Source organism: Acinetobacter brisouioides (assembly GCF_004331075.1).
GTDB lineage: Bacteria > Pseudomonadota > Gammaproteobacteria > Pseudomonadales > Moraxellaceae > Acinetobacter.
In genome coordinates this window covers 403,263-425,166 of sequence record NZ_SJNX01000001.1, presented here as the reverse complement: position 1 = coordinate 425,166, position 21,904 = coordinate 403,263, and the positions used below count along the sequence as shown (strand labels likewise).

20 protein-coding genes, 1 tRNA gene, 1 other RNA gene and 2 pseudogenes are annotated in these 21,904 nt (G+C 41.2%); 12 read left to right on the top strand and 12 right to left on the bottom strand.

Annotated features, from left to right (window positions below; all coding sequences use genetic code 11):
• The first annotated feature begins 293 nt into the window (after nucleotides 1-293).
• Entirely contained in the window at nucleotides 294-998 is a 705-nt protein-coding gene (gene arsH, locus E0H77_RS02000; RefSeq protein WP_131374817.1) for an arsenical resistance protein ArsH, read from the top strand.
• Between the two features lie 193 nt (nucleotides 999-1,191).
• Entirely contained in the window at nucleotides 1,192-2,259 is a 1,068-nt protein-coding gene (locus E0H77_RS01995) for an ArsO family NAD(P)H-dependent flavin-containing monooxygenase (RefSeq protein WP_131374594.1), read from the top strand.
• A gap of 55 nt (nucleotides 2,260-2,314) precedes the next feature.
• On the opposite strand, the pseudogene E0H77_RS01990 reads toward E0H77_RS01995, so the two are convergent.
• From E0H77_RS01990 to E0H77_RS01980, 3 genes and pseudogenes are all read right to left on the bottom strand, one after another.
• Nucleotides 2,315-2,479, bottom strand: a pseudogene (locus tag E0H77_RS01990) (Arm DNA-binding domain-containing protein); the annotation flags it as partial.
• 163 nt (nucleotides 2,480-2,642) lie between these two features.
• Nucleotides 2,643-2,718 (bottom strand) — tRNA-Arg (locus tag E0H77_RS01985).
• Between the two features lie 122 nt (nucleotides 2,719-2,840).
• Entirely contained in the window at nucleotides 2,841-4,196 is a 1,356-nt protein-coding gene (locus E0H77_RS01980; protein ID WP_131374592.1) for an amino acid permease, read from the bottom strand.
• Between the two features lie 244 nt (nucleotides 4,197-4,440).
• Here E0H77_RS01980 and E0H77_RS01975 point away from each other — a divergent pair, with 244 nt between their 5' ends.
• Nucleotides 4,441-4,782 carry a zinc ribbon domain-containing protein YjdM gene (locus E0H77_RS01975; RefSeq protein ID WP_131374590.1) on the top strand — a complete coding sequence of 114 codons (342 nt, stop codon included), beginning with the start codon at nucleotides 4,441-4,443 and terminating at the stop codon, nucleotides 4,780-4,782.
• A 22-nt stretch (nucleotides 4,783-4,804) separates the two neighbouring features.
• On the top strand, nucleotides 4,805-5,713 hold the full coding sequence (locus tag E0H77_RS01970; RefSeq protein WP_131374588.1) for a polyprenyl synthetase family protein: 909 nt from the start codon (nucleotides 4,805-4,807) through the stop codon (nucleotides 5,711-5,713).
• Between the two features lie 38 nt (nucleotides 5,714-5,751).
• On the opposite strand, the gene E0H77_RS01965 is transcribed toward E0H77_RS01970, so the two are convergent.
• The 4 genes and pseudogenes from E0H77_RS01965 to E0H77_RS01950 form a co-directional block, all read right to left on the bottom strand.
• Nucleotides 5,752-6,606: an SPFH domain-containing protein gene (locus tag E0H77_RS01965; RefSeq protein WP_413773080.1), complete on the bottom strand. Its 855-nt coding sequence runs from the start codon at nucleotides 6,604-6,606 to the stop codon at nucleotides 5,752-5,754.
• A 14-nt stretch (nucleotides 6,607-6,620) separates the two neighbouring features.
• A complete protein-coding gene (locus tag E0H77_RS01960; protein WP_131314519.1) occupies nucleotides 6,621-7,094 on the bottom strand; it encodes an NfeD family protein in 474 nt (157 codons plus the stop codon).
• A gap of 99 nt (nucleotides 7,095-7,193) precedes the next feature.
• The gene (locus E0H77_RS01955; RefSeq protein ID WP_131374586.1) at nucleotides 7,194-8,120 is read right to left on the bottom strand and encodes a patatin-like phospholipase family protein; all 927 of its coding nucleotides are present in this window, start codon (nucleotides 8,118-8,120) and stop codon (nucleotides 7,194-7,196) included.
• Between the two features lie 73 nt (nucleotides 8,121-8,193).
• Nucleotides 8,194-8,813, bottom strand: a pseudogene (locus E0H77_RS01950) (1-acyl-sn-glycerol-3-phosphate acyltransferase).
• 586 nt (nucleotides 8,814-9,399) lie between these two features.
• Here E0H77_RS01950 and E0H77_RS01945 point away from each other — a divergent pair.
• Nucleotides 9,400-10,806 (top strand): DcaP family trimeric outer membrane transporter, encoded by a 1,407-nt coding sequence (locus E0H77_RS01945; protein ID WP_131374584.1) that lies wholly within the window; start codon nucleotides 9,400-9,402, stop codon nucleotides 10,804-10,806.
• A 477-nt stretch (nucleotides 10,807-11,283) separates the two neighbouring features.
• Here the strand turns inward: E0H77_RS01945 and E0H77_RS01940 are convergent, their stop codons facing one another.
• From E0H77_RS01940 to E0H77_RS01925, 4 genes are all read right to left on the bottom strand, one after another.
• Nucleotides 11,284-12,639 carry an amidohydrolase gene (locus E0H77_RS01940; RefSeq protein WP_131374582.1) on the bottom strand — a complete coding sequence of 452 codons (1,356 nt, stop codon included), beginning with the start codon at nucleotides 12,637-12,639 and terminating at the stop codon, nucleotides 11,284-11,286.
• A 495-nt stretch (nucleotides 12,640-13,134) separates the two neighbouring features.
• A non-coding RNA gene (gene ssrS, locus E0H77_RS01935) (6S RNA) lies at nucleotides 13,135-13,320 on the bottom strand.
• An 89-nt stretch (nucleotides 13,321-13,409) separates the two neighbouring features.
• Nucleotides 13,410-13,697, bottom strand: a complete 288-nt coding sequence (locus E0H77_RS01930) for a cell division protein ZapA (RefSeq protein ID WP_131374580.1) — start codon at nucleotides 13,695-13,697, stop codon at nucleotides 13,410-13,412.
• Nucleotides 13,694-14,251, bottom strand: coding sequence for a hypothetical protein (locus E0H77_RS01925; RefSeq protein ID WP_131374578.1), 558 nt, complete (start codon nucleotides 14,249-14,251; stop codon nucleotides 13,694-13,696). The genes E0H77_RS01930 and E0H77_RS01925 overlap by 4 nt, the downstream gene beginning before the upstream one ends.
• Before the next feature lie 64 nt (nucleotides 14,252-14,315).
• On the opposite strand from E0H77_RS01925, the gene E0H77_RS01920 reads away from it, so the two are divergent.
• From E0H77_RS01920 to E0H77_RS01895, 6 genes are all read left to right on the top strand, one after another.
• Nucleotides 14,316-14,921: a UPF0149 family protein gene (locus E0H77_RS01920; RefSeq protein WP_131374576.1), complete on the top strand. Its 606-nt coding sequence runs from the start codon at nucleotides 14,316-14,318 to the stop codon at nucleotides 14,919-14,921.
• A 45-nt stretch (nucleotides 14,922-14,966) separates the two neighbouring features.
• A complete protein-coding gene (gene pepP, locus E0H77_RS01915; RefSeq protein ID WP_131374574.1) occupies nucleotides 14,967-16,289 on the top strand; it encodes a Xaa-Pro aminopeptidase in 1,323 nt (440 codons plus the stop codon).
• Between the two features lie 19 nt (nucleotides 16,290-16,308).
• A complete protein-coding gene (ubiH, locus tag E0H77_RS01910) occupies nucleotides 16,309-17,517 on the top strand; it encodes a 2-octaprenyl-6-methoxyphenyl hydroxylase (protein WP_131374571.1) in 1,209 nt (402 codons plus the stop codon).
• Nucleotides 17,514-18,746 (top strand): FAD-dependent monooxygenase, encoded by a 1,233-nt coding sequence (locus tag E0H77_RS01905; RefSeq protein WP_131374568.1) that lies wholly within the window; start codon nucleotides 17,514-17,516, stop codon nucleotides 18,744-18,746. The genes ubiH and E0H77_RS01905 overlap by 4 nt, the downstream gene beginning before the upstream one ends.
• A 140-nt stretch (nucleotides 18,747-18,886) precedes the next feature.
• The gene (locus E0H77_RS01900; RefSeq protein WP_131314007.1) at nucleotides 18,887-19,138 is read left to right on the top strand and encodes a hypothetical protein; all 252 of its coding nucleotides are present in this window, start codon (nucleotides 18,887-18,889) and stop codon (nucleotides 19,136-19,138) included.
• A gap of 101 nt (nucleotides 19,139-19,239) precedes the next feature.
• Nucleotides 19,240-20,523, top strand: coding sequence for an MgtC/SapB family protein (locus tag E0H77_RS01895; RefSeq protein ID WP_131374566.1), 1,284 nt, complete (start codon nucleotides 19,240-19,242; stop codon nucleotides 20,521-20,523).
• 28 nt (nucleotides 20,524-20,551) lie between these two features.
• On the opposite strand, the gene rsmI is transcribed toward E0H77_RS01895, so the two are convergent.
• Entirely contained in the window at nucleotides 20,552-21,394 is an 843-nt protein-coding gene (gene rsmI, locus E0H77_RS01890; protein ID WP_131374564.1) for a 16S rRNA (cytidine(1402)-2'-O)-methyltransferase, read from the bottom strand.
• A gap of 90 nt (nucleotides 21,395-21,484) precedes the next feature.
• Here rsmI and E0H77_RS01885 point away from each other — a divergent pair, with 90 nt between their 5' ends.
• Nucleotides 21,485-21,886: a YraN family protein gene (locus E0H77_RS01885; protein ID WP_131314001.1), complete on the top strand. Its 402-nt coding sequence runs from the start codon at nucleotides 21,485-21,487 to the stop codon at nucleotides 21,884-21,886.
• The last annotated feature ends 18 nt before the right edge of the window (nucleotides 21,887-21,904 follow it).

Genomic DNA, 21,904 nt, shown 5'->3' with positions numbered 1-21,904 from the left:
TACTGCATTTAGTGCTGTTGAATGTTTAAAGTTTTATTTCGATAGGCTCAGTATGCTCGCGGACTTTGTGTAGAGTTTTATGCAGTTTGGTAGAAACGAAAATGCACTGCATAAAGTTATTTTGAGATAAGTTGTTCACGAGATATTTTAAAAGTCATATGAATGAGATGGATGGTTGATGAACAGTATTGAATAAATTTACGCAGTTAGGCAGACTTCATATTCAAGTTATATCTTAAACTTGATAGCGATAAGAATTCTTTAATTTGAGCATGCTGATGCAACAAGACACGATGACTCTCCCGAATGTAGATATGAATTTGCTTGAACAACCAACTTTGGAAAAGGTTCAAGCGAAAGAATTGGATCACCCACCGCGTATTTTACTGTTGTATGGCTCAAATCGTGAACGATCATACAGTCGTTTAGCAGTACTTGAGGCAGGTCGAATTTTGGAACACTTTGGTGCTGAAGTAAAAATATTTCACCCTAAAGGACTCCCTTTACCTGAAGATACAGATGCTGAACATCCAAAAGTAAAAGAGTTACATACGTTATTGGCATGGTCTGAAGGCATGGTGTGGTGTTCACCAGAACGCCATGGCGCGATGAGTTCGATCTTTAAATCACAGATTGACTGGATTCCACTTGCAGGTGGCGCGATTCGAGCAACCCAAGGAAAAACGCTGGCGCTGATGCAGGTGAGTGGTGGTTCACAATCATTTAATAGCGTAAATCAAATGCGAATTCTTGGTCGCTGGATGCGGATGATTACAATTCCAAACCAGTCCTCAATTCCTAAAGCATTTTTAGAGTTTGAAGAGGATGGAAGGATGAAGCCATCGTCCTACTATGACCGTATCGTTGATGTGATGGAAGAGTTGTTTAAGTTCACTTTACTGACTCGTGGACAAGTGAACTACTTCACCGACCGTTACTCAGAACGTAAAGAATCTGCAGAAGAACTTTCAAAGCGGGTAAATCAGCGGAGTTTGTAAACTCTAGAAATGTAAAGGCGATTAAATCTCTGAAAAGCTTCTTTTGTTGTAGATGCAGAGAGCAAGCTTAATAATTCAGGTTGTTAAGCTTGATTTTTAGTGGTGGGTTAGATTGTTTAGAAGCTATCCTGAATATGATTGCACCGTTGAATTTTTAATTATAAAACGAATAATTCAATAGAGGAGAAAGGCGTTGACTCAACTACAGGCTGAGGTTGGTGTGGTCATTATTGGGGGTGGGCAAGCTGCTCTTTCTACGGCTTACTTTTTAAAGCGTAAAAAAATTTCATTCGTTATTCTAGATGATCAAAATCAGGCTGGTGGGGCATGGCAGCGTACTTGGCAATCATTGCGCCTTTTTTCTCCCAATACATGGAGTTCGCTGTCTGGTTGGCTAATGCCAAAAACCGCAGAGATCTATCCTACACGTGATGAAGTCATACAATATTTGGCTGCGTATGAACAACGTTATCAATTCCCAATTATTCGTCCAGTGCATGTGGATCATGTTGAATCGAATGGCGCATATTTAGATGTTTATGCGGGAGAAAAATATTGGAGAGCTCGATCTGTAGTCAGCGCAACGGGGACATGGAGTCAACCGTATATTCCTGATTATGCTGGTCATGAAAAATTTCAAGGCATTCAGTTGCATTCAGCTCATTACATCAATGCAGATTCATTTAAAAATAAAAAAGTCATTGTGGTTGGTGGTGGAAATTCAGGTGCACAAATTCTTGCTGAAGTCTCTAAAGTTGCAAAAACAATTTGGGTCACACCCAATCCACCACAATTTTTACCTGACGATGTCGATGGTCGTGTACTCTTTTTAAGAGCAACTGAACGGCTCAAAGCACAACAGGAAGGTCGAGTCATCGATCAGCCGATTGGTGGATTGGGTAACATCGTGATGATTGACAGTGTTAAAGAGGCAAGGGATAGGGGTATTTTGAAGAGTCGGGCTCCTTTTGTATCTTTTACAACAAATGCAGTGATTTGGCCGGATGGTACAAGCGAAGAAGTTGATGCTGTGATTTGGTGTACTGGATTTAAAGCATCTCTCAATCATTTAAAAAGCCTGAACGTCGTCGAACCAGATAACACAGTTAAAGTCATAGGTACACATTCTTTAAAAGTGAATAACTTATGGTTGGTTGGCTATGGTGAATGGGTAGGAACAGCTTCAGCAACATTAATTGGTGTGTCGAGAACAGCAAGAGCAACAGTTGATGAAATAGCGGCTTATTTGGCTGATCTGTAAATGATCCTAAGCAATATTACGGGTAGTCGCTCCCTATAAATTCTTAAAAAATTCCTTTTTTGCTGTAAGGACATGAATAATCAAACCGCCAAGTTTTTTCACCAGTTTTGGAAATAATGAGGAATAGACCATGACCATCAGCTAATTTCTGAATTTTTTCAGGATCAGCTTTGATAGTCTTAATCTTTGTATCTGTAAGTGGAATAGTGATTTTTGGCATTTTTATAGTCAGTAGTCTTACCGTAAAAAATACCGCGAAAAAATCTAAATTCTAATAGGGTATTTACACTTGAGATAGATAGTGATTATTTTATTTAAGTTTTTGATTTTATATTTAAAATAAGTCTTGGGTAGACTGAAAAAGTTAAAAATAAACCATAAAATGGTGCGGTCTGCGGGACTCGAACCCACGTCGGTCGCTTAGGAGGCAACTGCTCTATCCAGTTAAGCTAAGACCGCAGCTTAGGCGTTACTCTACCTCAAACATTCATAAAAAAAAAGTTATTGCGGGGCAATAACTTTTTAAAAATACTCAGAAAATCAGATTTTCATTAGATAAAATGATATCTAACCCATTCTCCTCAAGATTTTTTAGCAGCAAGCATTTTAAAGAGCATAAACATCAGTGCAATCCAAATAGGGATCATGATCACAGACTCTTTAAAGCCTTGCATCCACATGATGTAAAGCACAACTACAATAAAAGCTAAAACAATATAGTTGGTGATAGGGTATAGCAATGAAGGATATTTAGTTTTAATTCCTTCGGTAATCATTGCCTTTTTAAAGTTCAAATGGGTCAGTGCAATCATTGCCCAGTTAAGAACCAAAGCCCCAACTACAATATACATCAGATGACCTAAAGCACCTTCAGGAACAAAGTAGTTCAACAATACGCAGGCAAAAATCAGTAGCGCTGAAAATAACACAGCAGGAATTGGCGTACCTTGTTTATTGACTTTCAGGAACACTTTTGGCGCATTGCCTTGTTCTGCCAAGCCAAATAACATACGGCTGTTGGCATACATTCCACTGTTATATACAGAGAGTGCCGCTGTTAAAATAATGAAGTTCAGAATACTCGCAGCCCAGCCAATTCCTAACTGACTGAAAATCATCACGAATGGACTTTTATCTAAACCACCGAGTTGTAGCTTATCCCAAGGTACAAGCGATAATAAAATCGTGAGTGAGCCGACATAGAAAATCAGAACACGGAAAACTACCTGATTAATCGCTTTCGGAATGGTTTTTTCTGGTTCCTCAGCTTCTGCCGCTGCCATACCGATCAGTTCAATCCCACCGAAGGCAAACATAATAAAGGCAAGCATGTAAAATAGACCATCAAAGCCTTTCGGGAAGAAACCACCATGTGTCCATAGATTGGTAATGGTTGAGCCTGAGTTTGGATCAGCTGTAACCAATAATACAATCCCAAAAATAATCATGGCAATCACGGCTGTAACTTTAATAATGGCAAGCCAAAACTCGGATTCACCATAAAATTTGACATTGCCTAAGTTGACTAAGGTAATGACAATAAAAAAGAACAATACCGACACCCACGCAGGGATAAAGGGCCACCAGTAGTTAATATACTTTGCAACGGCAGTCAATTCTGACATTGCCACTAAAATATATAAAATCCAGTAATTCCAGCCTGTTAAAAAACCTGGAAAATTTCCCCAATACTTATACGCAAAATGACTGAAAGAACCTGTAGTCGGTTCATGAACAATCATTTCCCCAAGTTGGCGCATAATTAAAAATGCAATTAAACCACCAATTGCATAGCCTAAAATAATCGATGGCCCAGCAGATTGGATGACTTGTGCGGAACCTAGAAACAGACCCGTACCAATTGCACCACCCATTGCAATCAGTTGGATATGTCTGTTTTTTAAGCCACGCTGTAATTTCGATGACTCGTTACTCAAAATGGTATGCTCAGTAATCCACAAGATTGTGTATTGTAATAGATTGCTATAATTTAGCCTAGCGTTATGAATGACTGGTTTATGTGCGACTTTTGTAGTATAACTTTTTGAAAAATATAAATATTTTTTGACTAAAAACTACTCGATTTTTACTCTGAGTTGAGTATTTTGCTATGATTGCTCAGATATTTTTGAAAAAAAACAACAATCAGGCGATAATGCTTTTTATTTTGAGATCATTAATATGACAATTCCTGCTTGCCCAAAGTGTCAATCCGAATACACCTATGCTGATGGTGAATTGTTCATTTGCCCAGAATGTTCTTATGAATGGAAAGAAGGTGAGGCAGCCGCTGAGCAAGCTGAGCAGATCGTCGATGCGCATGGTCAAGTACTGCAAGATGGTGACAGTGTCACCGTGATTAAAGATCTAAAAGTCAAAGGTTCATCATTGGTAGTCAAAGTTGGTACCAAAGTGAAAGGCATCCGTTTGCTTGCTGATGCGAGTGATGGTCACAATATCGACTGTAAAATCAATGGTATTGGAGCAATGAAGCTTAAATCAGAATTTGTTAAAAAAGCGTAATTTCAATATGTCCGAGGCAGATGTGTCAACAATCGCATCAATATCTGCAGACGTTTTAAAATCTGCACAGCAACAAATTCAACAGGATCTAACACTAGCATTGGATGCTTTTGCACTTCCTGAGCCTTTAAAAGGGGCGGTGTATCATGCCGTGATGTTAGGCGGTAAGCGTGTGCGTCCTGCGCTGTGCTATGCAACTGCGGCTTTACAACCGCATATGCATTCGGCTGCGGTACGCCGTGCGGCGGTTGCAGTTGAATTGATCCATTGCTATTCGCTAGCACATGATGATTTGCCATGTATGGACAATGACTCTTTGCGCCGCGGACAACCCACCTGTCATGTAGCATTTGGAGAAGATGCTGCTTTACTGGCGGGTGACGTGTTGCAGTCGATGGCATATGAAGTACTTGGTAGCCGTCTGTTTGATACGGGTGCAGCCATTGAGTCTGGTATTGTGTTAAAGCAAATGCAGATTTTAGCAACAGCTAGCTCGAAAATGGTATGTGGGCAAGTGCTTGATTTACAAGCTGAAGGAAAGCAGATTGATCAGGCTGCACTGGAAAATATTCACCGTAATAAAACAGGTGCATTAATTCAGGCCGCAATCATGATGGCAGCTGTGACCATTTTTAAAGGCACAGATGTTGCGATTCCACAGTTACGCCAGTTTGGGCAGGCAATTGGTCTGGCTTTTCAAGTACAGGATGATATTTTAGATATCACAGCTGAAACTGAAGTCTTGGGCAAAACTGCGGGTAAAGATTTGGAAGTTGAGAAATCGACTTATCCTGCACTTTTGGGTTTGGATGCTGCACAAGCGTATGCACAACAATTGCATGATCAAGCGCTCCATGCCTTGAGTCATTTTGGGGAAGAAGCACAGCAATTGCATGCGATTACCCAGTTTTTACTGGCGCGGCAACATTAAAAAAAGCGGCTTAGCCGCTTTTTTTATTTTTAAATCAATTATTTTAAATTACGTCCCATAATGCCACGAATGGTATTGAGCACATCGGCAGGGAGCACCACAGTTTTGGCATTGTTGGATTTTGCCATATCTTGCATGGCTTTAATGTATTGTTCGCCAAGCAAGTAGGATACAGGGATTTCCTGTTCGCCAATTGCTGAACTTACCATCGCAATGGCTTTTTGAGAAGATTCTGCCAATACCACTTGTGCTTCGGCATCACGGCGTGATGCTTCGAGACGACCATCTGCTTCCAAAATGGCAGCTTGTTTTTCACCATCGGCTTTAGTCACTGTGGCACGACGTTGACGTTCTGCTGCGGCTTGCGCTTCCATAGCAGCCTGCATCGTTGTAGAGGGTTGAATATCCTGAATTTCTACTGTTTTTAAGGTGATTCCCCAATCAGCAATATCATCAGAAATTGCAGCTTTGAGTTTGGCTTTAATATGGTCGCGTGACGACAAGGCGTCATCTAGATCCATTTCACCGACAATCGAACGTAGTGATGTTTGTACCAGATTTTGGATTGCAATATTAAAATTTTCAATACCGTAGACTGCTTTTTCAGGGGTGGTCAGGTTAATGTATGCCACGGCATTCATCAGTAAAACAGCATTATCACGGGTAATTACTTCTTGAGACGGGATGTTGAGAACAATATCTTTGGTTGTGACTTTATACGCAATATCATCAATATACGGAATAATGATACTTAAACCTGGCCCAAGAGTCATATGGTATTTGCCTAAACGTTGCACGATCCATTTGTTGCCTTGAGGGACAATACGCACACCTTTAAAAATAGTGACTGCAACAAAAGCAAGAAGTGCTAAAACAATAATACTTGCGCTCATTATTATTTTCCTTGTTATGAAGATGAAGAATTTGAAGAATAGGGTTTTACCAGTAGGTCATTACCTAAAATATCGGTCACAATGACACGGTCACCAACTTGTACACTAGAGGTCGTGCGACATAGCCATTCATCTGCACCGAGTATAGGCAAAGAAAATCGGACTTTGATTTGCTCATGATTAAGCCCAGTCTGAATCACCATGCCAATTTGTCCGATAGTAGCTTCACGGGGTAAGCCTGCTTTGGTTTTATCGATGGATAAAGGTTTAATAAATTTAAACCAAAGTATGGTGCATAAGATTGATAAAACAGTCCATGTCACGATTTGGGTGGCAAAACCCATCCACGGAAAAATCCAATATAAAATACTGACTATAATGGCAGCGAGGCCAAACCAGATCGCTGCAAAAGTGGGGATAGCCAGTTCAATTAGCATCAAGCCAATACCTAAAACAAACCAGTGCCAAGGTTCCAACACAATCTGCATAAGTTGTCTCTATTTATTGGTTTTATGTACAAAAATTACATCATTTACTACACTAATGTAGCAGATGATGTTGCTAAAAAATATGTTTATTGAATGTTTTTAGAAATGTGGGCGGGGCGCAGGTCGTAGAGCCGCAGGCGATTTTTTAAAGTTGGCAATCGCTGTTTCTATGGCTGGAATTTTACTTTGTGCTGCTTGTTCACCTTCCAAAATGGCATTTTGGCTGGAACTCAAATCAAGTACACCTAAGTTCCCCACTTTAGGTTGGATCACGATCGTGGCTTGTTGTAATTCTTGCTGAATGCTTTGCTGACCCATAATATTAAGCGTTTGATCGAGTAAACCAAACATGTTGCCTGCACCAGTTTTGCTTGGGCGTGCAGAAATATCAACTGCAATCACAATATCTGCGCCCATACTTTTTGCGGTACTCACAGGGATTGGGCTGACTAGACCACCATCAACATATTTGACCCCTGCAATAGTTGCTGGCACAAATACATTTGGAATACTACAAGACGCGCGAACTGCCTGCCCAACATTACCGCGAATAAACTCAGTTTTTTTACCATTGTCCAAGCGTGTTGCCACCGCTGCAAAGCGAATTGGGAACTGCTGGATCAGTTTATTACCAACATTGGTGTTGACGTAGTCTTGTAGCTTTTGTCCCAGTACCACGCCTTGACGGTTAAAGGTCAGATCACGTAAATCTGACTCTTTGAGCTGAAAGGCGAGTTGTTGTAATTGATATGGAGTTTTCCCACTGGCATATAAACTACCCACAAAACTGCCAGCACTCGTGCCAGTGACAATTTTAGGTTTAATTCCGTGAGATTCGAGAACTTTAATCACGCCAATATGTGAAAAACCTTTAGCGCCACCACCACCGAGAGCAAGTGCAATGACGGGTTCGCGTGGTTTAGTCATCAGTGTTGCTGATGTTTTTTTAGAACCTGTTGTATCACATCCCAATAACCCTACGCCTAATAGGGTAATGCAGGACCAGCGTGTTATTTTAAATATCATATAATCAGTATTATGTGCATGAAAAAATGGGAGTGCTTATATCAACAAAAAATCCCAAGATTGACCAGTATTTTTACAAAAGTTTGCGTAAGGGTTCGGATAGCCATTCGAGATGTTTTGGGTAAAATTGCCCACAATAACAGTTTAAAATTTTGGCTAAATCCTGTTCATAGTGACCACTTGGTTGAACATAGCCTAAACAGCGTAAAGTTTTTTGTTGGTAGTTCAGCGTAAACATCACAATCGGCACATTTGCACCTACGGCGATTCGGTAAAATCCAGTTTTAAGGTCTTGCGCGCGTTTGCGTGTACCTTCGGGCGCTAGACCAATCCAGATTTTTCTCGGGATTGCATAATCTGAATGGCTTGTTCTGTAAAGCCGCTTTTGCTGTTGCGTTGGACAGGAATCACATCAACCTGTTCAAGTAATGGTCTGAGCGGTGTTTTAAATAATGAGGCTTTACCTAAAACCGAAATTTTAACCCCTAAACCCAAAATCCCGATCAGCGCATACCATGCATCATAATTGGAGGTATGGGGCATTAAAATCGCAACGCCTTTGGGTAGGTCAGGAATTTCTCCTTCAAAACTCCAGCCTTGTAGAAAGAACAATTGGCGAAACCAAGCACGGCTGTGTGCTGTACCACGTGCAGGTAACTGAGAGGGCAGATGCGGAAAATTTTTGGCTTGCATATTGATCAATCAAGGCCATTTTGACAAGAAGGCATTGTAGACTGATGGGCAAATCATGGTTTTACAAATCGTAAATTTTGCGCTTAACTCAACCGAATATACAATGTTGTATGTGTATTTTTGATTGGGTAGAAAATGACCGTTTACTCACTCGTTTTAATGATAGAAACTCCCAAAAGAATGTCATTTTATTTATTTTAATGATGGTTTTGCTCAGTTATAGTCGATGTTGCTACTTTTGAGACTGTGTTTTGATAAAATATGCAGAATTTTATAGATGATAGTGTTATTGTTTTTTTGAATGTATTTTTTATTAATAAATGGGAAATAAGATTTAAATTTAAAGTAAGTGTTTATAAAATGTACAAAAAATAAAAAATTACACTTTTCTTTTAATAGAAGTCTTGGAAAAAAATGTATTTAAAGTTATTTTTTGTGTAATTCTACGACTTAAGCTGTATAGAAATATATCGAATAAGCAAGGAAGATTAAATTTATTAAGGGATTGTCATAATTTTGTTACTTTAGTTTGGAATAGTAGCGATACTTTCAAAACAACAAGCTTTTTTATTGGATGGAGAATACTGTGATTAAGGTAAAAACATTAGCACTTTCAGTAAGCGCGGCTTTAGCGTGGGGCGCAATCGGTTCTGCTCAAGCAGCAACAACAACTCAACAAGTTGCTGACTTAAAAGCACAAGTTTCTGAACTTCAACAAATGGTTCAAAGCCTTTCTAGCCAACAACAGCAACAAGCAGTTCAATTGCAACAACAAGCAGAAATTGCTGCAGCTAAACCAGCACCAGTTGCACCAACAGCATCAAGCACTAAACCAGGTTGGATCACACTTGCAGATGGTCAAACCCAGCTTAAAGTTTATGGTAGCGTTCGTGCAGACAGCACTTATGACACTAAAGGTGGAAACTCTGATACTACAAGTATTACCAACAATACCAATAAAGTACCTTTGAATTCTGCACATGGTACTCGAAATAACCTGAATGTGACTGCGGCAACTTCACGTCTTGGTGTCGATGTTGTTCGTCCAACACAATATGGCGACTTAACTGGTAAACTCGAAGCTGACTTCATGGGTAGCAGTAGCACAAATGGTGATGGTTCATTCCGTGTGCGTCATGCTTACTTGTCTTTGGGTAAATGGTTAGTTGGTCAAACTACATCTCCATTTGTCAATGTTGATACTATGCCTGAAACTGTTGACTACAATGGTGCAATGGGTGGTGGTACAAAACGTAACGTTCAAGTACGTTATACTCAACCAATCACTGCTAACCAAAAAGTGTTAGTCGCGTTGGAAGGTGGTGATGCTGATAAGTTAAGTACTACATCTGGAACAATTGGCGCTGCTACTGCGTCTTCAGGTGGTAACCGTTTACCTGCATTAACTGCACGTTATGATATTGCGACTGCTGATAAAAAAGGTTTGTTGCAAGTTCATGGTATGTTGCATGAAAACCGTATTTCTGCTGCAACAGCAACTGATAATACCGGTACTAACATTGACAAAACCAAGTTGGGTTGGGGTGTCGGTGTAGGTGGTAAATATAGCTTTACACCAAACGATACTGTGTTTGCGAACTACTATCACGTTAAAGGTGATAACCGCTATATGTTCTTCCAAAACGATGCATATGTTGCTTCTCGCGTTGGTACAGATCTCCATATTGGTGAATCTGAGTTCGATTCTGGTTTGCTTGGTTACTCGCATAAATGGTCACCAAAATTCCGTTCAACTGTAGCAGCTGGCGCAATCTGGTATAAGAATGATAGTACTTTTGCTAAGCTTGCACCAACTCAGAACAAGAACTTGTATAACATCATTGTTAACAGCTTCTACACACCTGTTAAAGACGTAGATTTGGGTGTTGAATACACTTATGGTCAACGTGAAACTTTTGCAAGTTCAACAGCAACTACAGACAACAAGGGTGATTACTCTCGTGTAGGCTTGATGGCTCGTTATAACTTCTAATTTAACGAACACGATGTAACGCTAAAACCGTAGCCGAAAGGCTGCGGTTTTTTATTCTTTTTAGCGTCAAATCTTTTGGTTTAGTCTGAAGGTGAGGATATAAGCGACTAGTATCAGTTTGAATGATGTATTTTTTGTTGAAGAAGATAGTCAGCAATTAGAACATGAAATGATGGTTTCTTTATTTCCAAATTGGATTGGACAATAGCAACAACGAATTGTCTCTTTAGACGGTGATACTTTAAAGCTTGGGTCAGGCATCTCCGATTCTATCTAAAGAAACAGGTGATGAGTCAGCTGATTTGGAAGTGAGCAGGGATCAATTAAAAACTGATGAAGTATTGTTGGTATTTTAGTCGAGATAGAAATCTTGAAACAGGGTTTTCACCATTCTCAAGATCTAGCCATCGACGTAGAGCAGAAAATGGTGACAGATCTTGATCTAATGAAGATTGTTCACAGCTACAGGGATAGTTTTTATGAAAGTGGATTGTTTTGGGTATTGGTTTTTAACTGATTTGCACGTCTATCAGGATAATCGAGTATAAATCGCACATGTAACTCAACGCCTGTTTTTAGTGTGGCATCATCGACAATAAAATTCGGGCTATGATTAGGTGCAGCTTTACTCATATCTTGGTTTGCTGGAGTTGCCCCAATAAACACAAATAAAGAGGGCATCAATTGACCATAATAAGCAAAGTCTTCACTGGCACTTGCATTATTTTTTAAATAATGCGTTTTTTCATCTCCAACAACTTCTTTAAATGTGGGGATCATTAACTCTGTCAGAGCCTTATTATTTGTAGTCACAGGTGCATAAGCTGATATTTTGACATCTGCGTTGACATGATTGGCTAATGCAGTATATTTGATCATCTCAGGGAGTTGTTGAATAATATTTTGTCTAATATTTTCATTATTAGAGCGAATCGTTCCTAGCATATCAACTTTTTCAGGAATAATATTTCCAGCATTTCCAGATTGGATACTACCGATACTAATGACACCCATTCCTTCGGTTAAATTTGTACGGCGACTGATCATCGTCTGTAAGTTGTTGATAATTTGAGCGGAGCTTACAATTGGGTCATTACTCAGCCAAGGCATGGAGCCATGTGCCTGTCTTCCTTTAACTTGAATACTTAAATTATCTGCACTATTCAGGATGGCTCCATCTTTATAATAAATATGCCCACTTTGCAGACCTGATATTACATGCATTCCAAAAATAACCTCTGGTTTAGGATTGGACAGTGCTCCATCTGAGATCATTTTTCTTGAACCAATTTGATCTCCTTGGCTAAAATTATCAATATCTGCACCGCCTTCCTCAGCAGGTTGAAAAACAAAAACAACGGTTCCTTTAATTTTATCTTTATTCTTCGCTAATATTTTGGCTGCGCCGAGTAGCATAGCTGTGTGTGCATCATGACCACATGCATGCATGACGGATACTTCTTTTCCTTGATAGATTCCCTTTTGTTTGCTGGCAAATGGCAACCCTGTTTTTTCTTCAATCGGTAACGCATCCATATCTGCTCTTAATGCCATTACAGGCCCCGCTTGAGCACCTTTTAAAATTCCAATGATTCCCGTTTTAGCAAAGCCTGTTTTAACTTCAATTCCATAAGATTTGAGTTCTTTTTGTACAAGCGCAGAGGTTTGAAATTCCATATTTCCCAATTCAGGATGCGCATGAATGTGGTGTCTTAATTGGATTGTTTCTGCTTCATTCTTTAAAGATGCATCTTTCACCCAGTCAGCAAATGTATTTGAACTGAGTAAAAGCAGTGGTGTCATGAAACAAATTAATTTTGATTTTAATAGCATTTTTTCCCTTTGGTACTTTTGACCTTCCTTTATACGAAATTATATTATGTCAGCTAAATAGTAAGATAAAACAACCTTATAGGTTGTGTGTGGATACTCAAAAGATATAAGGGTGACAAGAATGTGAGGCTGGATAATGATTGTTTTTAGTACGAATATGATCGTCTATTTTTGTAGATATTTATAGATATACGCTAGATAAAGATTGAACTTTGATCAATGAAATCTGATCTGTTGATTGGTGGTGTGGGGGCATCGTTGGAAACCGACAGCCTGAGCCTGCCTGAAAAATTAACACCAGGGTTGGTGTTGGAATAAGCCACGGAAATTGGAGAAGAAAATGTTAGGTTACGAAGTCAATTTTTATTGTTAGTGCTTAGGTTTTTATTGCTATCATTTCTAATGACTGATTGGACTATCGGTAAATACAGTCTAAATGACTAAGTTTATTCATATCACATAATTAGATTGATATGTTTGATTTTTATAAAATAATAGTACTCCGAAGATGCCGCTGCATGTCGTCACCCTTGAACCCTAAAGTTCAAGGTGGACACGACGCATACTTGCTGGGTTTCCTGCTCTAGGGCAGGCATACACTCTAAATATGCAGAACGTAATCCTAAAAAAAAGATATCGGCTCAGGGGAATTCGACGCGCTGGCAAACATCTCAGAGACTATAAACAGTATAACCAATAACAAGAAGGATGCAAATTCCTGATACCAGTTCATTGTTAAGTTGTTTTTCAAGTGTTGAGGATTTGTGCGGTTATTCCACCATTTCTTCAACTTCAGTTAATAACGAGTTTAGAATCCGTTCGCAATGACTATATTCTTGTAGAGATTTATTCAATGCAAGAACTTCCTGCATGAGCTCTAAAGCAACCATAATCACCAGTTTGTTGTGTTCAACACGAGGAGCATTACGGCGAAATTCCTGAAATTTCTCATTGAGTAATTCAGCCGCTTTTTCGAGATCAGCTTTTTTCTCAACAGTGGTTGCGAGACGAAAAACCTGTTCAATAATACGTAATTCGACAGTCACGGCTTCACTCATGGCGAAGTTTCCTCATTTTGCTCCGCAGGATTTGCGAGTTGTTGAATTTCTTGCGTGTATTGATCCTGTTCAGTGCCCAGAACAGACAAACGATGAATGATGGCTTCAACTTTCGATTTCGCCTGTTCGTTCTTTTGAATCAGACGTTCCTGTTCCTGCTTTAAGGATGTAATTTCCTGTTGGGCATGTTTATAGTCATTTTGCAGTTTTTCTTTGACGACACGTAGCTCATTTCGTTCGTTAAGAATTTCCTGAAAACGATTTTTGAGATCAGTACAGCTTTTTTCCAAACGGTTATAGCGATCGGCTAGAGTGGTTGCATCTTGATTGAGCTGTTTATATTGAGACTGCAAGGTGCCTAAATGATCCTGCAAACTGTCAATCTCATCCTGCTTTTGCGTGATGATGGTATTTTTTTGCGTCAAATGTGCATGATATTGTTCATCGCTTTGCTGTTTTGAGGCAAGCAAAGACGTATTTTCACGCTCAAAATGTGCTAAACGGTTTTTCACTACCGCAATGTGTGCCTGAAGGCGCTTTAATTCTTCTAACATAACGTGGTCGCACAGTGCTGCAAACAAAGGTAATATATACGAAGTATAGAGATTGGATAAACGAATGCAAGACGATATTTCTGGTTGGTCGGAGTGGGAACGTAATTTTTCTTCTGTTGAGGAAGTTTCAAGCCCAAGTGAGTTACATGGGCTATTGACCGGTATAGTTTGTGTGACACAACCACCAAGCCGTGATGAATGGTTACAAATTTTAGCAACACTCAATATATCCGCACCGAATGAAGAGGCGTTGGTGCTTCTTGGTGATGAAGCAGAAGATGTTGCTCATGCATTGTCTGAAGATGAACTCGACTATTTACCATTACTGCCAGATGATGAACATGTCTTGCAAGAACGCGTACAAGCCCTTGCTGACTGGTGTGCAGGTGTGGTGCTAGGTTTTGGGTTGGCTTCTGGACATTTGCGTAAAGATGAAATGGAATTGATCGAGCATTTACAAGAAGTTGCAGCAGTTGAGTTTGAAGATTCAGATAACGATGAAGAAGGTGAAATCAGCTATCAGGAATTGTACGAATTTGTACGCCTGATTCCTGTGAGTCTTTCTATTGGACGTAAGAAAGTTGATATCTCAGAAACTCCTCTGCTTCAACAAAAACAGCAAAAAGCAAGTCCTGTTGTTGAAATGTTTACCCCACATCGTCCAAGTTAATTGGATGATGTGTAGCATCTGATTATATTGATAAAGAAGAACATCATGAAATTGACTCAAATTGATTTTCAACAGCGTCGCGCCCAACTTGCCAAAAAAATGGGAGCGAACAGTATTACGATTATTGCGACCAGCCCTGTGGCATACCGTAATCGTGACGCAGACTATAAGTTTCGTGCAGATAGCAGTTTCTTTTATCTGACGGGTTTTCCTGAACCTGAAGCTGTAGCCGTGATTGAAACATTTGAGTCGGGTGATGAATATAGCTATAGCCTGTTTTGTCGTGAACGCAATCGCGAGCTTGAAATCTGGAATGGTTATCGGGCAGGGATTGATGGTGCGATTGAAGATTATGATGCTGATGAAGCCTATGCAATTGATCTGCTAGATGAAGAAATTATTGAAAAACTGCTGGACAAAGAGCACCTGTATTATCGCATCGGACATCAGGCAGACTTCGATGCACGTGTTAGCCAATGGTTAAAAAAAGCCGATGCACAGCAGCGTCAGGGGCATGGTTCACCTGCACAGGTGATCCAGCTGGATCGTATTGTTGATGAAATGCGTTTGATCAAGTCAATGCAGGAAATCGAACTGATGCAGATTGCATCAAAAATCAGTGCAAAAGCGCATACGCGTGCCATGCAAAAAGTTCGCCCTGGCATGATGGAATATGCACTTGAGTCAGAACTGAATTATATTTTTGGGCAATATGGCTGTGTACCCTCTTATAACAGTATTGTTGGTGGTGGCGCCAATGGCTGTATTTTACACTATGTGGAAAATAATCAGCCACTTAAAGATGGTGACTTGGTTCTGATTGATGCTGCTTGCGAATATGAATGTTATGCCTCAGACATTACCCGAACTTTCCCTGTCAACGGTAAATTTTCAGCAGAGCAAAAAGCGTTGTATGAAGTGGTGTTGGCTTCACAATATGCGGCAATTGATGCTGTAAAAATTGGTCACGCCTACCGTGAACCACATAGTATCGCCACTAAAATTCTCACTGAAGGCTTGCTGGATTTGGGTTTGCTCAAAGGTGAGCTGAACGAGCTGCTTGAAACCGAAGCGTATCGTCAGTTTTACATGCATGGGACAGGTCACTGGTTGGGTATGGATGTGCATGATGTGGGTACATACAAAACAGCAGGTGAATGGCGCGCTTATGAAGCGGGCATGGTGGTGACGGTTGAGCCAGGGCTTTATATTGCTCCAGATGATGAAACAGTCGATGAAAAATGGCGCGGGATTGGTATTCGGATTGAAGATGATGTCGTGGCGACTCAGCAAGGACCACGTGTACTGACTTCAGATGTGGTCAAAGATATTGATGATATTGAACATTTAATGGCCGAAGCACGTTAGGGCTAAGAGGAACTCAAAAATGCAACAACAAGTCATTATTGTTGGTGGTGGAATGGTGGGTTTGAGTCTGGCATTGATGTTGGCAAAAACCAATATTGCAGTCAAACTGCTCGAAGCGATTCAATATCCTCAGTTTATTGAAGGACAAGATCTTCCATATCACTCCAGTTTTGACGCGCGAAATAGTGCCTTGTCACGTCGTAGCGTACAGATTTATCAGCAGTTGGGTTTGTGGGAGGCTCTGCAACAACATGCCACGCCGATTTTGCAGGTGCATATTACCGAGCAAGGCAGTTTTGGTAAGGCACGTTTGGTGGCTGAACAGGAAAACGTCGAAAGCTTCGGGCAGGTCATTGAAAATGCATGGCTTGGGCGAGTGCTATTGACACAAGTTCGCCAACAACCATTGATTGAACTGATTGATGGGGTGCAAGTGACGGCATTAACTCAAGATGCAGAGCAAGTGACTATTCAGGCACAGCGTGGTACTGAGCAACTAGAATTTACCACTAAACTGCTCATCGCTGCGGATGGTCGAGATTCTTTGTGTCGTCAGGCGCTCGGGGTGGGTGTCGATGAACATGATTATGATCAGGTTGCGATTGTCACTACAGTACAGACTTCAAAACCGCATCAGCATGTTGGATTTGAACGCTTTAGTCCTTTAGGTCCTTTAGCATTGTTACCCTTACCAGGCGAATATCGCCGTTCTGTGGTTTGGCCTGTAAAAAAAGGCACAGAACACGAATGGCTTGGCGAAGAAAATGATCAACATTTTCTGGATGCTTTGCAGCAAACATATGGTGATCGCGCGGGACGTTTTGAAAGAACAGGCAAACGTTTTTGTTATCCGTTGTCGCAAGTGTTAGCACATCAGCAAGCTGTTGGACGTGTGGTCATTATGGGCAATGCTGCACATACGTTGCATCCTGTGGCAGGGCAAGGTTTTAACCTGTGTCTGCGTGATGCTGATGTATTGCTACGTTTTATTCGTCATCAATTGGCGGTATCCGATGATATTGGTGATGCAGATATGCTCAAGGCCTATGAGCAATCACGTTTAAAGGATCAGCAACGTGTCATTAAGTTCTGTGACAGCGTTGTACGTGGCTTTAGCAACAATAACCCTGTACTTAAAGTATTGCGTAATGCAGGGCTGATTGCCTTTGATGTGATTCCTGGCGTTAAACCATTGATTGCCAGTTATGCTATGGGGTTAAAAGCATGAGCCAACATGATGTCGTGATTATTGGTGGTGGGTTGGTCGGTGGATTAACGGCATTGTTGCTGGCACAAGGCGGGGTACAAGCAATCGTGCTAGATGCAGCGCCAATTCTGGATGCAGAAAAAGTGCTGGCTGAGCCTAATCCACGAGTGTTGGCATTGAGTCATGCCACCATGCATTTACTGGAACATGTTGGTGTGTGGGAGTTGCTGGCACGGCATATGCCTTATACAGGCATGCAGGTCTGGAACCAAAATGGCTATGGCGAAATTACTTTTGGGCAAACCAGTTCAAGTTTTCCAATTGCTGAGCAATGGCTTGGTTCAATGGTTGAGCCGAGTGTATTGAATCTGGCGATTCAGCAGAAAATGCAGCAAGCGATTCAGGATTATCGTACACAGGTCAAAGTGGCACGTCTGGAACAGTTACCGCAAGGCTGGCTGATTACCTTACAAGATGGCAGTACGCTACAAGCCAAACTGGTCATTGGTGCTGATGGTGCAAACTCATTTGTCCGCGACCAAGCCATGATCGGGCTGGATATTTTAGATTACCGTCAAGCTGCGATTAGCTGTGCCATTAAAACCACGCAGCCACATAATTATGTTGCACGTCAGATTTTCTTGCCGACAGGCCCTTTAGCCTATTTACCAATGTGCAGTTTGAAGCCTGAAGAGCAGGGTTACTGGCAATCCATTGTCTGGACATTGCCTGACGACTACGCAGAAGAATATGCCAAACTCGATGATGCTGCATTTATGCAATTGCTGAATCAGGCAAGTTTGCACATGCTAGGTGAGGTCGTGGATGTGACTGCTCGAGCACATTTTCCCTTGAAAGCCCGTTCAGCCGAACATTATGTGAAGGCCGGTCTGGCACTGGTGGGCGATGCAGCACATGTGATTCATCCATTGGCTGGGCAAGGTGTGAATATCGGCTGTCTGGATGCGGCGGTACTGTGTGATGTGCTGTTGCATGATCTGTCACGTGGAGTTTGGGCACATGAGCAAACCTTGCGCCGCTATGCACATTTGCGCAAAGGACAAAATGAAGCCATGATGCACAGCATGTCAGCAATTGGCTGGTTGGAAAGTTCTGAGTTAAGTTTATTGATTTGGGCGAGAAGTTTAGGTCTGAAACAAGTACAAAACTATCCATTTGCCAAAGATCTATTTATGCAGCAGGCTAGTGGTGTGAGTACGTTAAAATCAACCCATTATGCAGTTGTGTGACTACTCGGTGGTTTTTTGTCTAAAAAACTGAGAATTTTTTAATTTACCCTCTTTGCGATTGAGGAATAGATTGATACATTTCTCCCTAATCGTTGAATGCTGAAAATAGTTCACACAATGCATAATTTGGGGAGTTACTCATGACGGATGAAATGAATAATTACGACGATGCAGATGATGCAGTTGTCGATGATGATGAAGCAAAAGCTGCTGAAAAAGGTGCGAGTACTGCTGAAGATAATGTCAGTGATATAGATCTCGCAGAAGCAGAAAGTCTGACGGTTACGGCCAAACTAAAACAGCGCCAAGCTTTGGAAGATGAAGTTGCTGCATTTCTAGCACGTGGTGGGCGAATCACTGAAGTCCCACCAGATGATGGTACACACGACTAAAAATAAAAAAGCACTAGCGTATCTAGTGCTTTTTTATTACCCAACTTTTGTCAGAATACTTCATAATGGGTGTGACATTATAAAAATAACTTGGACACGCCATGAATTTGCCTTTGCATACATTATATGAAACTGTTGAATTCAAAGATCTGATCGCTGTACTGGCTGCTGCGTTGGGCTGTGGTTTACTGATTGGTTTAGAGCGTGAACGACATCAATTCCAAGAACAAAAACAAGAATTCGCTGGTTTACGCTCTTTTTGTCTGAGTGCATTGCTTGGTGTATTGTGCTTTGCATTTGGTATCGAAATCGGTGCAATTGGTGCGGTACTGGTGGGCAGTTTGGCATTGTATACGGTTTGGGTGCAAAAAGAAGACCATGGTGTGACCACTGAACTAGCATTTTGCATGAGCTATTTTATTGGGGCACTCTGCTGGTGGAATATTGCGATTGCGGCGAGCGTTTCGGTGACTGTAACCATTATTTTATGGGCAAAAGAAGATTTGCATGGCATTGCCAGTCAGTGGATTACTGAAACAGAACTCCGTGATGGCTTATTACTCTTGGCTTTGGCACTCATTGCATTGCCGCTTATGCCGAATCAGCCTTTATGGGGGCCTGTACTCAACCCTTATCTGATTGTGAAGTTGCTGGTGCTTATTTTGGCAGTACAGGCATTGGCACATCTTGCGCAGCGCTTATTTTCCAATCAGCAGGCATTGCTTTTATCGGCATTGGCATCGGGCTTTGTGTCGAGTACAGCAACCATTGCCAGTCTTGGGGTTCAGGTACGCGCTGGGCAGGCGAATCCTATCCGTCATGCAGCTGCGGCATTGGTTTCGTGCGTATCCACACTGATTGAACTTTTACTAATCGTTGCAAGTTGTAGCTGGGTCTGGTTCAAGCTGATTTTGTTGCCGAGCTTGATTGCGGGAGCTATTTTAGTTTTAGCAGCACTTTGGTTGTTGCGATGGGGAGGGCAAAGCCAAGAACATGATGTTGACGAAAATCCTGTCAATTCACGGATGTTTAGCCTCAAGCAAGCCTGCTTTATTGCAGTGGTACTGACGCTCATTCAGGTGGGAGTCTATGGGTTGGGTTTGTTATTAGGGCATGCAGGACTTATCGCTGGAACAGTCTTGGCTTCATTTTTTGAGATTCACGCAGCAATCGCTGCATTGGTGTTGCAAGGTACGCCAGATTCGGCACAAGGTGGTGTTTTATTATTTGCATTGATGGCAGGTTTGTTGATGCATGCCCTTGCCAAAAGCCTAAATGCGGGATTATCTGGCGGCTTTAAATATATGCTGGCTTTTGCACCTGTACAAATCTTACATATGTTGGTTTTGGTATTATTACTCTGGATGAGCATTCACTTGTTTTAGTTTTCATGAGTGAATGCTCATAAGATGCTTAATCTTGAGGTTGAGTCAGTTCTAATGCACGCTGATAGGCAATTTTTTTCTTTATGCCAGTGAGGTCAGCAACCATTTGTGCTGCGACTTTAACAGAGACATCTTGCAACAAGCGTTGTAGCCATTCGTCCAGTTTGGCTTGGCTGAGATCTTTTTCAGAGGATGCTCCACCAACAACCAGTACAATTTCACCTTTTTGCTGATTGTGGTCTTGCTCAATAAATTTAACCAATTCACCCAGCGTCATTTTCTTAATGGTTTCAAAAGTCTTGGTAATTTCTCGGGCAAAGCCTACTGCACGATCTGCACCAAATACAGCTTGCATGTCTTTGACACACTCTAAAATACGATGTGGCGCTTCATAGAAAATCAGTGTTTGAGTTTCATCTTTGAGTTTTTCGAGCTGGCTGAGGCGTTGCGAAGACTTTGACGGTAGAAAACCTTCAAAGCTAAAGCGGTCACTTGGCAAACCCACTGCACTCAGTGCTGCAATTGCCGCACATGCCCCTGGAATAGGTGTGACCCGAATACCGTGTTCTTGTACAGCACGTACCAATTTAAAACCTGGGTCGCTAATCAGCGGTGTGCCTGCATCACTAATCAGGGCAAGATTTTCCCCGTTTTTTAATTTTTCAATGAGTTGATGGATTTTATTGGCTTCGTTATGATCGTGGCAGGCAGTGAGCGGTGTCTCAATATTAAAATGTTTGAGTAACTGTGCGGATTGGCGGGTGTCTTCGGCAGCAATTAGGCTCACAGACTTCAGAACCTCGATTGCACGAAAGGTCATGTCGTCTAAGTGCCCAATGGGGGTTGCAACAACAAATAACTGAGCACTCATATATTCTCCGACACGATAACTAAAAAGCCTAGTTTACCTGATTTTTCAGTGTATCTGAGTCCTTCGTATAATTAGAGTTAATCATTTGATATGAAAAATAGTAATGCTTTTGGAATTTGGGCGGAACAGTTGGCACAGCACTATTTGCAACAACAAGGGTTTACTCTACTGGTACAAGGTTACTGTTGCCGTTATGGTGAAATTGATTTGATTATGGTGAATGCTGAGCAGTTGATTTTTGTAGAGGTCAAAGCACGCGCATCAACGGTTTTTGGTGCGGCGAATGAAAGTATTGCTTTGACTAAGCAACGCAAGATTATTCGAACAGCTGAACATTTTTTGCAGTGCCATCTGGATTATCAAAATTTTGCCTGTCGTTTTGATGTGATTTGTATCCAAGTGCAGCAACAAATTGCAAAAATGCTACAGCAAGACTTTTCTCAGCTCACTTATGATTTGGACTGGATTGAAGCTGCATTTACTTTGGATTGAGAGTTCTTTAAGCTGTAT